At 64.0% G+C, this 13,892-nt stretch carries 9 protein-coding genes; all 9 read right to left on the bottom strand.

All coding sequences use genetic code 11. The annotated features are described in order from the left end of the window. Positions 1-14: 14 nt before the first annotated feature. The gene (locus AC06E9_RS11490; protein WP_478056068.1) at positions 15-4,598 is read right to left on the bottom strand and encodes a pilus assembly protein; all 4,584 of its coding nucleotides are present in this window, start codon (positions 4,596-4,598) and stop codon (positions 15-17) included. Then, a complete protein-coding gene (locus AC06E9_RS11485) occupies positions 4,595-5,077 on the bottom strand; it encodes a pilus assembly PilX family protein (RefSeq protein WP_121041674.1) in 483 nt (160 codons plus the stop codon). Before AC06E9_RS11485 ends, AC06E9_RS11490 begins: the two co-directional genes overlap by 4 nt. A gap of 7 nt (positions 5,078-5,084) precedes the next feature. Beyond that, complete coding sequence (locus tag AC06E9_RS11480) at positions 5,085-6,266, bottom strand: PilW family protein (RefSeq protein WP_461770905.1); 1,182 nt, start codon at positions 6,264-6,266, stop codon at positions 5,085-5,087. 8 nt (positions 6,267-6,274) lie between these two features. Beyond that, complete coding sequence (gene pilV, locus AC06E9_RS11475) at positions 6,275-6,739, bottom strand: type IV pilus modification protein PilV (protein ID WP_152151464.1); 465 nt, start codon at positions 6,737-6,739, stop codon at positions 6,275-6,277. Beyond that, on the bottom strand, positions 6,736-7,251 hold the full coding sequence (locus tag AC06E9_RS11470; protein WP_121042207.1) for a GspH/FimT family pseudopilin: 516 nt from the start codon (positions 7,249-7,251) through the stop codon (positions 6,736-6,738). Before AC06E9_RS11470 ends, pilV begins: the two co-directional genes overlap by 4 nt. Positions 7,252-7,412: 161 nt before the next feature. Continuing rightward, a complete protein-coding gene (gene ppnN / locus AC06E9_RS11465; protein WP_121042205.1) occupies positions 7,413-8,801 on the bottom strand; it encodes a nucleotide 5'-monophosphate nucleosidase PpnN in 1,389 nt (462 codons plus the stop codon). A gap of 278 nt (positions 8,802-9,079) precedes the next feature. Then, the gene (locus AC06E9_RS11460) at positions 9,080-12,346 is read right to left on the bottom strand and encodes a TonB-dependent receptor (RefSeq protein ID WP_152151462.1); all 3,267 of its coding nucleotides are present in this window, start codon (positions 12,344-12,346) and stop codon (positions 9,080-9,082) included. Between the two features lie 400 nt (positions 12,347-12,746). Next, positions 12,747-13,487 (bottom strand): SDR family NAD(P)-dependent oxidoreductase, encoded by a 741-nt coding sequence (locus AC06E9_RS11455; protein WP_282264225.1) that lies wholly within the window; start codon positions 13,485-13,487, stop codon positions 12,747-12,749. Beyond that, positions 13,484-13,804, bottom strand: coding sequence for a Grx4 family monothiol glutaredoxin (grxD, locus tag AC06E9_RS11450; RefSeq protein WP_019186185.1), 321 nt, complete (start codon positions 13,802-13,804; stop codon positions 13,484-13,486). The genes AC06E9_RS11455 and grxD overlap by 4 nt, the downstream gene beginning before the upstream one ends. Positions 13,805-13,892 lie beyond the last annotated feature (88 nt).

The following is a 13,892-nucleotide window of genomic DNA, read 5'->3' as shown; positions in this document are numbered from 1 at the left end:
CGTCATGAAGGTCATCAGCGCACCTGCCGCCAGGACTGGCGTCCGCAGGGGCGCGGCATGTACAGCGGATCCGCACCCGGTGCACGCAGCACGAAGGTGCACTGGTTGGCCTTGATCAACTCATCCACCGTGCAGGTGGCCTTGGTCGGGTCGCACGGGGTCAACTTGGGCACGAAGATGTTGCTGTCCTTCACCGGTGGGCCGCTATTGGTGGCCCCGCCCTTGGTCAGCGCGATGCCGCCGCAGTTGCCTGTGCACAGCGAATCGCCCCCGATGTCCAGACTGAGGCCTGTCATCGATCCAGCGCCGGTGAGCAGATCCAGCGAGTACATCCAGTTGGTGCCGCCACCGCCGCCGCAGACTGCCTGCCCCGGCTCGTAGGTGGTGAATACCACCTTGCGGTCCTGGATGGTCGGATAGCCAACGAAGCGCTCACCGGCCACCACGTCGCCGACGATCAGGTCGGTATACCAGCCGCGCTGGCTCACATAATTGACGGCGTTGCTGCTGACATCCCGCAGCGAGTACCCCCCGCTTCCGGCACGCGAGGTGATCTGCTGCGAGATCAGGTCACCGCGCCCGCCAATCGTCGAGCTCATGTTGTCCCAGACGCCGTACAGCGATTGCACCGGCGAAGACGAACTCACGGAATTGTCGTCATTGGTGAAGTACTGACCGGTGCCGAACACGATGTTGTAGCCACGCCCGGCCGCCTTGGAGACCTCCAGCCCCCCCATGATCGGCTGGGCGACACTGTTGCGGCTGGCGGTGAACAGCGGCGCGCCACTGTAGGCCACGGCCCACTTGCTGGGATCTGGATCGCGGAGGTCGAACTTCCACAGGTTGCCCTGCATGTCACCGCCATAGACGGTGTCGGCGATCCCGTTGTTGTTGTAGGCGGCCACCGGGGCGACGTTGATCAGGCCGTTGCGCAGCGCATAGCCGCTGCCGCTGGGCGACAGCCGCTTGAGCACCTGCCCGGTCTGGATATCCACCACGAACAGCACCGGCTTGCCACTGGATGCATTCACGCCGTTGCCGAAGATCGCCACGAACCGCGGCGCGCTGTCGGCCGTACTGCCGGAGACCGGGACAATCACCGGCTTGCCCAGCGCGAAGCCCATGTCCGAATCGGTCTTGCCCGAGACTTCCCACAGCACGTCATCCTTGGTGAAAGCCCCCGGATTGCTGATGTTCAAGCCGAACACCGCGCCGTTGCCGACAGCCTCTGCATTGGGCGCGCGGGTGGCGCCACCGGCACCGGTGGAGCCGACCAGCACGGTATGCCAGGCATCGCCGTAATAGACATCCGACGAGGTCAGCGCGCCATCCACGTAGTACCGATGCGAATAGGTCGGATTGGCCAGCTCGGCCATGTGTTGCAGCGATGCGGACGGAATGAACGCGAAGAGTTCATTACCCGCCGTTGTGCCGGTGGAGGCGTCGAAGGCGTGCAGCATGCCGTCGTTCGCGCCGACATACACCATGGTGCTCCGGCTCTTCTTCGCGGTCAGGTAGTCGTTGTACCGGGTGGCCAGCGTCGCTTTCCAGGTGGGCGTGGAGCCCCACGCGCCATAGCCGTAGTTGTCGGCCGTGGACACGATCTCGGTGGTGGAGTTGACGATATCGCCAAGAATCGAGCCACGCGAGCGGAAGCCGCTGATGGCCGAGCCTTTCAGGTAGTTCACAAGATCGGCCACGCTGTGCGAGCCGAACCAGTCGGGAATCGAGCTGCTGAAGCCCATGTTGGCCAACTGGGCCTTGCGGTCCGCACCCGGGACATCGTTTGCTTCGAACGGTGCGGCCGCCACCGGCACCAGCGCCCCGCTCCCATTGACCGTGGTCGGCGAGGTCGCCATGACGATGGTGCGGCCACTGGAACTCATCTTGGTCGAAGCGCGCCACAGCTCGATGTCATCGGTACCCGTATCGGACACCTTGCTGGCAACGACATCCCCCACCCAGTCATTCGTTCCGGAGGCGACCTTGTAACTGGCCGAGACCGTGAACGAGCCCGCATTGATACGCGCACCGGACCCGCCGCCAGCCACCGGCGCGTCCCCCTCGGCTGCACTCTCGAAGATCGCCTCCAGGGCAGCCTTGAGCGCGGCCGGGTTACGTGCCAGGAAGTAGTTGTCCGGCGTGCCCGGCACCTTGGTGTCCCACTTGCCACTCGGGACACCGTACTTGGCGGCGTACCAGAGAGGACTCTGCAACTGGTTGGCCTGGGATCCGCTGAGCTTGTAGCGCACCACCGAAGGCTTGGTCCAGTTATTCGGCGGGTTCTCGGTGGAGCTGAGCACCGAGCCATTGCTGTTGCCAGGACGCAGCAGCAGACGCTGCACGTTGTTGGCCGCATTGGAGCCAACGATGGTATAGCCGGTCAGCATCGCATTGCCTGCATACGCCGACAGATTCTCAAGGCGCACCAGCACCTCGTCTTCGCCGATGGTCGCACTCAACAGTTCGTTGGAGCACACGGTATTGTTCGGCGAACGCCAGCACATGTCCGCGATGCCCGCCTTGTCGCCACAGGCTGCGCCGACGCAGTAACTCATCATGGTCACAACGTCGTTGTCATGGTCGTTGCCCCAGAGCGAATCCTCCCAGACCAGCGAGAAACTGCCGGACTTTCCGTCGGCACGGTACGGGCGCCCGTAGACGCGTTTGGGCCCGACCGCCGCCTCTTTGGTCCCGATGCCCACCGAGCCCAGGAAGCAACTGCGCCAGCCATTGCTGTTGAAACCTGCGCCACCCTCGTTGTTGGCCTGGCAAAGAGGAGACAGCGAAATCGTGCCGCCTGCGACGCTGATGTCGAACTTGGGCAGGTTCTCGGACATGGCCACCGTATACGTGGTCGCCGTGACCTTGTAATCGCCCGGCTTTCCTGCCAGGCCCGGCCGCAGGTCCGTCTCGGCGGCCGCCTTGGCCAGGCCCGCGATCAGATAGCTGCCTTCGGTGGACGGAATGTCCGGGCAGATACCGCGGACCAGGCTGAGCTGGTTCACCTCCAGCGCCTGGCAGATATCCTCGTGCGTATTGATCGATGCGTAACGCGGGGTTGCGGTGACGCGACCGGCCAGGTAGCGCTTGCCATTGATGCCTTCAGCGGCGCCAAGCGCATCCGTGGCGGACTCCGCCGAGGCAAGATGCGGGACCGAGCCGACGTTGTCGCTGTCAAAGGACGGCAGACCCGAAGACATCACCAGGATGTTGCAGGTCGCGCAGTACGAATTTCCGCCCTGCGCAGGGCTCCGATAGGGATCTTTCCACTCCACACCGACGGGCAGTCCGGACAGATCGCCGGTGTCGTCATACACCTTCGTGCCGGCACCGACGTAGCGCAGTGCCTCGGCATACATCTCGGCCAGCGGATTGCCCCACGCACTGCACTTCTTGGCCTTGTCACCCGACGTGCCCGGGTCCAGCAGGTTGCCGCGATCACCAAAACCCTGGCGATTGAGGATGCTGTAGTCGTTGCAGTCGTTCCAGTTGTTGCTCCAGTTCCACTGATCGATGCGGAAGTTGGACATCGTGTTGATGATGCCCTCCGTCCCGCTGTTGCGCGCCAGACAGAACTGCCCGGTGGCCAGGTTGATCTCATCGCCGGCATCACACAGCTTGCTGCCGTTGCCGGCGATCTTGCCGATGTTCCTGCGCAGGACCCCGCCATCGCGCGGGTGGGAATAGGTGCCGCTCACCAGGCCGAAACGCAAGCGCCCGCTTTCACCGTAGGCCTGCAGCAGGCCGCTGGGCTTATAGTGATCCTTGGTGCCATCGTTGTACTTGCGGCAGAAGCTCTCGCGATGCGCATCATTGGCGGGGTCACAAACTTCCACCCGGACGTCGTAGTCGGTCGTCGCCTTGGGCGTATCCGCTCCACCCTCGCCGGTGCGGTTGACGCCACACTGATACGAAGCCGTGGACGCCCACTCGGACCAGTTGCCACCGGCCACCCGCATCAACGGCGCGCCGTTGGCACTGATGCTTGCGTTGCAGAAGGATGTGGTCGAGGTCAATGGCGTGAAGCTGTTGATATCGGCGCCGGCATATACCTTGACCCAGGCATGCAGGTCGCTGGGAATCTGCGCGCGCTCCAGGACCGTCTTGGCCGCATCATCGGTGGAGCGTTGGCCGCCGTAGAGGACGTAGCGCATCACGTCCAGCCGGCTCATGGTCACCCAGTTGAGGAAGTTGCCCGACCAGCCCGTGCCACCACAGCTGTGCCCGTTGGTGCCGGTCGCCGGACCTGATGCCTTGAAGTGATTGCTGGTGTAGCTGTAGCAGAGTTTTGAATCGAAATAGCCTTCGTACGGGAACTTGTCCTGGTACGTGGTATCGATGATTTTGTCACCGTCCAGATCGCTGTAATCGCTGTAGGCCTTGTTGAACAGCTGCTCATCGCGCGACATCACCATCATCATCAGCGGCGGCTGGCTCTGCTTGGTATACAGCGGCTCCTGCGCGATGTCGTAGTCGCCCAGCGCGGCGCGCAGCGGCACGACGCGGCTGAGCAGGAAGCCCACCACGATGACAAGGAAGCCAATGCGCAGCCAGTTGATCGTGCGCTTGCTGAAATGGAAGCGATCAGAGGTCATGGGATATAGATCGTGTCGACGACCGCACTGGCCGAGGGATTGGTCGGTTCGTCACTGGCCAGTGCAGTGATCTGGTAGATGTTGCCGGTCTCTTCGTTCTGACGCTCACCCACGCGCGCACTGGAGGCGGCGAAGCACTTGTCCAGGCGCCGGGTATAGCTCGCCTTGGCATCAGAGGTCCCGTCGGCCCAGGTCAGCGGATCGAAGATCGGGCTGCACTCTTCCTGCTTTGCCGTGTAGGTACCGCCGGCCGCCAGGTCGGTATCGATGGTGTTCTCCAGCGTGCGTGCATCAGCCTCGGCATTCTGGAAGGCCAGGTTGGTGCGCAGGTAGTTGGCCGCCATGCGCTCCTGCATGCCGGTCACCTGCATGCCTGCTACGCCGAGAAGGGCAAGCAGGATCAATATGATGAGGGCCACATACAGCACGGCACCGTTCTGGCGGCGCGGTGCGACAAAGGGTTTTGGACGCGATGCCATGGAAGCCTCAATTGCCATAAAGGCGATTACGTACGGCGATCGTGGTTTGATAGACCGTCCGGAAACGACCGTCCGTCGGCGCGGTGAAGGTGACGCCCATGGCTGTCAACGCCGCATCCGCGTTGGCCTGGGCTGCGGCTGACGGATCCGGGCTTTCCAGCACCAGGCCCAGCTGCACTGACCCGACCCGGCGCCACGCATCGGCGGCCGGCGTGATCGAGGCATCCACGTCGGCAGCGGTTCCCTGCCGATCGATGTAGCCGGTGGGCGGCGAGGCGGCGCTGAGCGAGCGATCCTGCCCATACAGCAGCTGCATGTTGCGGACCCCCTCCACCAGTGCTTCCGGCGTACCCGCGACCAGGGCTTCACCGGGTTTGGCCGAGAACCGCACGCGATAGAGCGAACTCTGCTTGGTAGTGGCGTCGTAGCCGATGTAATAGACCACGCTCTCCGCGCGGTACAGCATGGCCTGGCCCGGCGTATAGAGGCTGGTGAAGCTGCCGGTGTTGTTCGGCGCGGACTCGAACGTCACGGTACCGGCTGACCCACTCACCGCGCTTGCCTGGAACATGGTGGCGGTCAGGCAGTCGGCGACACCGAACAGGCCCGGCGCTTCCACACCACTTTGGAGAACGGCCCAACGGCTGCTGTCGAAATTGAACACGGGCTTGTCGTCCGTGCCCCCCACCACGGTGACCGGGACACCATCGGGCACCAGAAACCGGAGCGCGACGATGTCGCTGCCGTCCACCCGATTGGTCAGCGCCGCGGCGTATTCCGTCGGCAGCGCCGGGGTGTACTCGATGCCGCCGGTCGACGGTGTGGCACTGAGGGTCAACGGGTCGCCGGGCTTGGTATCGGCGGCCTCGAAGCCCTGGATGGATTGCATGAAATCCAGCGCCGGGTGGCCGCCGGCATCGAACGTCGTCTGCATCGAGCCAGGGCTCTGCACGTTGTGACTCTGGTCGTTGACGCAACCGAAGTGGCCGGCCATGCGCAGATCACGCTGCAGGAAGTCCATCGCGAAACGGCCATTCTCCTGCACGCGCGCCAACCCTTCCGAGAGGCGCGAGGCCGTGCGCGAAGCGGCGAACACCTGCATCAGGCCCAACAGCAGGACCAGGCCGATGACCATGGCGATCATCAACTCGATCAGCGAAAGACCGCGTACGCGTTCTCGGGACGACATGGCGCGCATCACAGCTGGGTCCTCGCCGCAAAGGTGGTGTCTGCGGCATCCAGCCAGCGCTCGTCGCCCCAGCTCACGCTGACCGTCACTTCATCGCCGCTGCGGGTCACCTTGGCACTGGCTTCATCGCCCAGGGCCTTGCCCAGCCGGCAGCGCCAGTCCGTCATGTACTGATCCTTGGTGATCTTGGCGCCGATCGGCGATTTGCAATCGGCCGCCTTGGTGGTGGCCGCGTAGGTGCCTACGTAGGTCGTCGCGGCGACGCGGTTGATCCGGATCTGGTCCAGCAGCTCGTAGCTGAGGTTGGTCGCCTGGGTGCGGAAATTCGCGCTTTGCACGAACCGCACGTTCATCGTCTGCAGCAGCGCGAAACCAAGCAGGCCGATGCTCATCACCACGATCGCGATCAGCACCTCGATCATGGTGAAGCCGCCCTGCCCTGCGCGCCGCGCGCCAAGATGTCTTGCCGTCACTTGCAGCTCTCCCGTTCCACACGTACCTGCCCCACCGCCGACAGCCGCAGCGTGCGCTGCAGCGGCAGGTCCCCGCACTCATCGGGCTTGAGGGTGATGTCCAGCGCCGATGCAGCGCGATTTCGACCCCGGCCGTCAAAGGCCAACGTCAGGTTGTTCTCGCTGCCCAGCATCTTGGTCGAGCCAGCCGAGTACCGCAGCACCGGTTCGCCGGAATCGAAACTGCCGCTGCCGTCGGCATCGGACCAGACCATCCAGCCGTCGCCCCAGGTATCACCGTTGCAGCTGGTGCCATCGGATGAGGCGCATACCCCCGCCCCCCGGGTGTTCTTCAGCGCTTCGCTGCGCGCCAGCGCCAATGAAGCGATCAGCTCGTTGGTGGTGGTGGCCGCCCGGTTCGAGCGCAGCACGCCCTGGAAGCTCGGAAACGCAATCACTGCCAGGATGGCAAGCACCGCGATGGTGACCATCAACTCGATCAGTGTGAAGCCGTTGGACCGGCGCAAAGACATGAAACGCTCCCCAGCGTTGATGACACAGAAGATGAACGTCCCGCCGCCGATCAGCAAGAGGCGGCAGGACGAACGGTCGCCCGGAGGCGACAGGCGTCAATCAGTTGACGCAGATCCAGACCGACGGCCGGCCCCTGCCCGCCGCCGGCCCGGTCAGGGCCTCAGGCCATGACCTTGTAGCAGGGCTGGTACTCGCCCGAGATCTTCATGCGGCGCTGTTCGACGAAGGCGCGCAGCAGCTCATCCAGGGCCTGCATCATGTCCGCATCGCCATGGATCTCGAACGGACCGAACTGCTCGATGCGGCGCATGCCGTCTTCCTTCACGTTGCCGGCCACGATGCCGGAGAACGCGCGACGCAGGTCGGCCGCCAGGGCATGCGGCGGACGGCCGTGATGCAGGTCCAGCGCGGCCATCGCCTCGTGGGTCGGCACGAACGGCTGCTGGTATTCCCACGGAATCTCGATCGACCAGTTGAAGAAGAACGAGTCCTTCTGCGCCAGGCGGTGCTCGCGCACGCGCTTGATGCCCTGGGCCATCTTGCGGGCCACGTTGACCGGGTCGCCGATGATGATTTCGTAGCGGCTGGCAGCTTCCTCACCCAGGGTGAGGCGGATGAAGCGGTCGATCTGCTCGAAGTACGGCGCGGCGACGGTCGGGCCGGTCAGGATCAGCGGGAATGGCAGGTCCTTGTTCTCGTCGCGCAGCAGGATGCCCAGCAGATACAGGATCTCCTCCGCGGTGCCGACACCGCCGGCGAACACGATGATGCCGTGGCCGATACGCACGAACGCTTCGAGACGCTTCTCGATGTCCGGCATGATCACCAGGTGGTTCACGATCGGGTTCGGCGACTCGGCGGCGATGATGCCCGGCTCGGTCAGGCCGATGTAACGCGTGGTGGTCTTGCGCTGCTTGGCATGGGCGATGGTGGCGCCCTTCATCGGGCCCTTCATCGCGCCCGGGCCGCAGCCGGTGCAGATGTCCAGCCCGCGCAGGCCCAGCTCGTAGCCGACCTGTTTGGTGTACAGATACTCATCGCGGCCGATCGAATGGCCGCCCCAGCAGACCACCAGGTTCGGGTCGCCCGGGTTGAGGATGCGCGCGTTGCGCAGCAGCCCGAACACCGCGTTGGTGATGCCTTCCGAAGATTCCAGCTCCGCCGCGTACGCCGGGCCCATCTCGATGGCCATGTAGGCCAGATCGCGGACCACCGCGAACAGCAGCTCGGCCACGCCGCGGATGATCTCACCATCCACGAACGCCATCGCCGGTGCATTGACCAGATCGATGCGCACGCCGCGGTCCTGCTGGGCCACCTGGATATCGAAATCGGGATACAGATCGCGCGCCGCGCGCGGATCGTCCGAGGCGCTGCCGCTGGTCAGCACGGCCAGCGCGCAGCGGCGCAGCAGCTCGTGCATGCCGCCACCGGAGGCATCGCGCAGGCGCGCCACTTCCGCGCGCGACAGCACATCCAGCCCACCGCGCGGGTAGATCCGCGCGTCCTGCACCGGCAGCGTCCGCGCCGGCTTTTCGTTGATCGTCATGTCCATCTTTTTCGCTTTCCTCAAGGTTACCGACTGTACCGCTGCCCCCTTAAAAAGCAAAACGGCCGGGAAACCCGACCGTTGGATGTGTCCTGACCGCGACAGGGGCACTGGGCCGTCGCAATTGCGCTGATTTCCGCGCAACCCATTGAAGATACATCCACGGTGCCGTTCTGGCAAGGGTGTCGAGACGACAGGACAACGGCAACGCCGGCCCCAAAAAGAAAGCGGCCGGGTTTCCCCGGCCGCTTCCATTTACTGCATCAGGTCCTGACGGATCAGAACTTGTACTTCAGGGTCAGCTGCATCGACCAGCGCGACACGCCGGTGTTGCCCTTGTCGTTGTTGTTTTCCTGGATCGTCGGGGTATCGGTGGAACCGGTGAAGTTGTAGATGTACTTGCCGGTGGCCGGATCGATACCTGCGTAGCTGGCTACGCGAGCGGTCGAGTTGAAGCCGTAGTCTTCGATGTGGCCCCACTTCTTGTTGATGAGGTTGCCGACGTTCATGATGTCCAGCGCCAGCTCACCCTTGTGCTCCTTCATGAAGCCCGGGAACTCCTGGGAGATGTGCACATCGAAGCTGTTGGTCCACTTGGTGCGGAAGGCGTTGGCCGGGGCGATCTGGCCCTGGTACTTCTCCAGCTGCGGGTTGGCTGCCAGCCAGTCGAAGAACTGCTTCTCCATCGCCGCGCCGCCGGTGAACTTGACGTCACCGTAGCCGTTGGGCACGTAGAACAGGTCGTTGAAGTAGCCGGCACCGGTGGTGGCAGCGGCATCGCCGTTCATGTCGTTGTAGTAGATGTAGCTGAACGGACGACCCGAACGCCCTTCGTAGAACAGGCCCACCGAGGTGTTGTAGTCGCGGAAGAACGCCTTTTTCCAGTTGATCGAGCCGGTCACACGGTCCTTGATCGCGTAACGCGAATCATAGGCCACGTTTTCGTTGGCGGTCCCGATCAGGGTGCTGCCCCAGTTGGAGGTGTTCTGCGAGCTGGTCAGCGGGCTGACTTCCTTCGCGGCGGTGTAGGTATAGGCCAGCGACCAGCCCCAGTTCTCGGTCAGCGGCTTGTTCAGGCCCGCGGTGAACTGGCGGCTGCTGCCCTTGTCCGTGTTCTTCATGAGCAGCACGTCGCCCATGTCATCCGGACGGTTCGCCTTGCCATTCGCTCCCGCCGCACCCTCTCGGACCGAGCAGTTGGTCGGCGAGGCGGCCAGACCAACACACGGCACGTAGCCGGCGTCGTTCCAGTACAGCTCACGACCGTCCTGGCCAATGCGGGTTGCAGCAACGGGGCCATTCTTGCCACGCAGGTCCAGGCGCTCGAAGTAGATCGCGTTGTTGACCTTGGTGTACAGGAACTCGGCCGATGCCACGATGCCATACCACGGCAGCTCGTGATCGAACGCGATGTTGGTCTTCCACACCGACGGCAGCTTCAGATCCGGTGCCGCGATATCCACGTTCTGACGCGCACCCGCGCCGGCAGCCGGGATGTACGGCGGATTGGTATCCGGCGTGAAGATCCCGTTCTGGTTGCGGACCGTGTACTCGGTGTAGTTCAGGCCGGTGTTCTGGTACGCACCTGCCAGCCAGACGTTCGGGGCGGCGCCGCCGAACAGGCCCACGCCACCGCGCATCTGGGTGGGGCGATCGGTATCGAAGGTGTAGTTGAAGCCGAAGCGCGGCTGCACCAGCTTGTCATCGGGGAGCTTGGTGTTGTCGTAGCCGTACAGCTCCATGATGCGCGGGTTGTACAGGCGCTGCGAGCTGAAGTCCGGCATATCAACACGGACGCCGGCCTGAACGGTCAGGTTGCTGTTGACCGCCCAGCTGTCCTGGACGAACACACCGGTGTTCTTCAGGGTGTACTTGGCCGGAATGTCGTCATAGCTGCCGCCGGCGCGCGGCGCGCGCACAACGTACTGGTTGACGCGGCCGGCAGCGAAATCAGCCAGGTTGGAGAACACGTACGCACCGTTGACGTTGCGGCCGTAGTAATTCAGCAGGTCGTTGTCGGAGTAATCGAAGCCGAACTTGACGGTGTGGTCGCCCACGTACCAGGTGGCGGCACCGAAGGCGCTTAGTTCCTTGCTCTCGACCGCGTTGACGTGCGAATTCTGCTCGGTACCGAAGTAGAGAGAATCATTGCCACCGTTGCCAAAGCCACGGATCTGGATCTGCGGCAAGCTCGACGGCGTGGTGCGGACCGAGGTGTACTCCTTGTGCGAGAGCTTGAACTCGGTCGAGAAGTTCTCCGACCAGTCGCTGAACAGTTCACCCATCCAGGATTCATAGGTCTTCGGCTGCTGGTACCAGAAGCTGCTCAGCGACACGGCGCTGTTGCTGATCTGGGGGAAGCGGACCACGTTCTGCTCGAGCTTGTTGTAACGCACGGCAGCACGGTGGTTATCGCTGATGTTCCAGTCAACCTTCAGTGCGTACTCTTCCACTTCGGTCTTGTTGGCCGGCGCGTTGAGCGAACCGGCATCAAAGCCGTAACCAGTGGCGATCTGCTGCGCACGGGTGATGTCGGCGTCGGTGATGGTGCCCTTGCCGTACGGCGAATCGGTCAGGCTGACGCCCGGGGCCGAACGCTCCATCTTTTCGTAGTTCGCGAAGAAGAAGACCTTGTCCTTGATGATCGGGCCACCCAGGGTCATGCCGTAGGTCTTTTCGTCATCGAAGCCGTTGAAGCGGACGCCTTCCAGATCCTTGCGGACCATGTCCTTGTCGCGGTACGCGTAGTAAACGGTGCCGCCGAAGTTGTTGGTACCCGACTTGGTCACCGCATTGATCACCGCACCGGTACCACCGGCGATGGTGGTGTCGTAGTTGGCGATGTCGATGTTGATTTCCTGGATCGCATCCATCGACACCGGCTGACGCTCGGTCGGCAGGTTGTTGGATTCCAGACCGAACGGATCGCCGGCACCGATGCCGTCGATGCGGATCGCGTTGTAACGGGTGTTCTGGCCACCGACCGAGATCGCACCGTCGGCCTTGCTGACCTGCGAGATGCGCGGGTCGAGGCGGATGTAATCCTGGATGTTGCGGTTGACCGACGGCAGCGACTCGATCGTCTGGCGATCGACGTTGGTGCCGGTGCCCATCTTGTAGGAACTGAAAACGTCCGAACCACCCGCCACAGCCACAACCTGCACGGCCTCGAGGTTGGTGGCACCGGCAGCGATATCGCCGGCCAGGTTGGCGTTGACGGTGTTTACCTGATTGAGGTTCAGGTAAACGCCTTCTTCAGTCTTCGTGCCTTCACCGGACTTGTTGATGGTGATGGTGTACGGACCACCCACGCGCAGGCCGCGCGCGTTGTAACGACCCGACGCATCGGTGGTCGCACGGCTGACCGTGCCCGACTCGGTGTGCGTGATGGTGACTTCGGCACCGACGACAGGCGCGCCTGCGGCCGACGTAACCTGACCGCCGACACCGGCAGAGGTGCTCTGGGCGAAGGCGGGAGCGGCGGCAAGTGCAGCCACGAGACCAAGCGTCAGCTTGGACATCCGGAGACAACGGGAGTGGGTCATTGGGGAGTAGCCTCGATGCGAGATTGGCGATGGCGGAGAAAAAAACGCGCCCAAGCAGCCTTGCTGGCGGCTGACTGGACTTTTATCTGGGTTCCCTAGCCGCGAGCTGGTTTCAGCCGCAACGGTTAACACTAGATTAACACGGTAACCCCGGATTGTGACGTTTTCGCTACAAAACACACGCCATCACAACGGGATCGTGACGCTATTTTCACATCTGATTGTGACCGGCTGAATGCGGGCCATTTGGCGCCGCCAGCGGTTTTCGGGAGGGTCCCCGCGGGGTTTTCAAGGTTCACTGGGGAGCCGGCCAGCGGCCGGCACTACCTGACAGCCGTGGGACGGCCCTGGGCACGGTCGCCCTGGGCACGGTCACCCGACGGTGACGCCCTTCCCGCCCTCAGGCCTCGAGAATCTGGCCGCGATGGGCAGCGCCGGCGGCGGACAGCAGCAGGACCGCCGCGGCGGCGCACTCGGCCGGGTCACGGGCGGTGCGGTCTTCATCCAGGGAGAAGGCACGGGCGCGCAGCGCCGTACGCATCGGGCCGGGCTGCAGGCCGCTGACCCGCACCGGGCTGCGGCCGAGTTCGTCATGCAGGGAGGCGATCAGGCCGCGCAGCCCGTGCTGCGCCGCGCCGTAGCCGCCCCAATACGCCTGCCCTACCCGCGCCGGATCATCCACAGTGAACACCAGCGCGGCATCGTCACTCTGGCGCAGCAGCGGCAGGCAGGCCTGGGCCAGCCAGGCCGGCGCGGTCAGGTTCACATGCACGGCGCGGGCGAAGGCGGCCGGGTCGGCCAGCTCGAACGGGGTCAGCCCGGCGAAATCGGCCGCGCAGTAGAGCACCCCATCCAGATGACCGAGCTCGGAGTGCAGGCGCTCGGCCAGGGTGGCGTAGTCGTCGGGGGTCGCCCCTTCCAGATCCAGCGGATACAGCAGCGGCTCGGGGCCGGCAGCCTCGACGGCAGCGTAGACCCGGTCCAGGCGGCGGGGTTTGCGCCCCAGCAGGACCACGGTTGCCCCGGCCTGCGCGCAGGCGACAGCGGCGGCGCTACCAAAGCCTCCCCCGGCCCCGGCGATAAGAATGACGCGATCGGCGAGCGATCCGGTCCCGACCACCACGGACGGGACCGCACTCACGGCTGGGAAGCCTCTTCGACGATGCGCTTGAGCTCGCCGGATTCGAACAGCTCCAGCACGATGTCGCAGCCGCCGATCAGCTCGCCGTGAATGAACAGCTGCGGGAAGGTCGGCAGGTTGGAGAAGCGCGGCAGGTTGGCGCGGATCTCGGGTTCTTCCAGCACGTTGACGGTGCGCAGCGCGATCGCGCCGGCGGCCATCAACGCCTGGATGGCACGGCTGGAAAAGCCGCACATGGGATATTGCGGCGTGCCCTTCATGAACAACACGAGGGGGTAACGTTCGACTTCGGACTGGATCTGCTGCATCACCGCCACAACGACTCTCCCTCCAATGGGACAACCCGGCCTCACCGGTCGGATAGACTTCCCTGGCCGCCATTGTATGCCCTACCTTCGGGTGGTG

This window comes from Stenotrophomonas sp. Steno-Z10-BAI (genome assembly GCF_056393115.1).
The sequence above is the reverse complement of the archived record's forward strand: the minus strand, read 5'-3'. Positions and strand labels throughout refer to the sequence as shown.

Excerpts from the sequence above, each read along its gene's own strand:
- AC06E9_RS11490 (WP_478056068.1), bottom strand. The coding sequence starts at position 4,598 with ATGACCTCTGATCGCTTCCATTTCAGCAAGCGCACGATCAACTGGCTG.
- AC06E9_RS11485 (WP_121041674.1), bottom strand. The coding sequence starts at position 5,077 with ATGGCATCGCGTCCAAAACCCTTTGTCGCACCGCGCCGCCAGAACGGT.
- AC06E9_RS11480 (WP_461770905.1), bottom strand. The coding sequence starts at position 6,266 with ATGTCGTCCCGAGAACGCGTACGCGGTCTTTCGCTGATCGAGTTGATG.
- AC06E9_RS11470 (WP_121042207.1), bottom strand. The coding sequence starts at position 7,251 with ATGTCTTTGCGCCGGTCCAACGGCTTCACACTGATCGAGTTGATGGTC.
- ppnN (WP_121042205.1), bottom strand. The coding sequence starts at position 8,801 with ATGACGATCAACGAAAAGCCGGCGCGGACGCTGCCGGTGCAGGACGCG.
- AC06E9_RS11460 (WP_152151462.1), bottom strand. The coding sequence starts at position 12,346 with ATGACCCACTCCCGTTGTCTCCGGATGTCCAAGCTGACGCTTGGTCTC.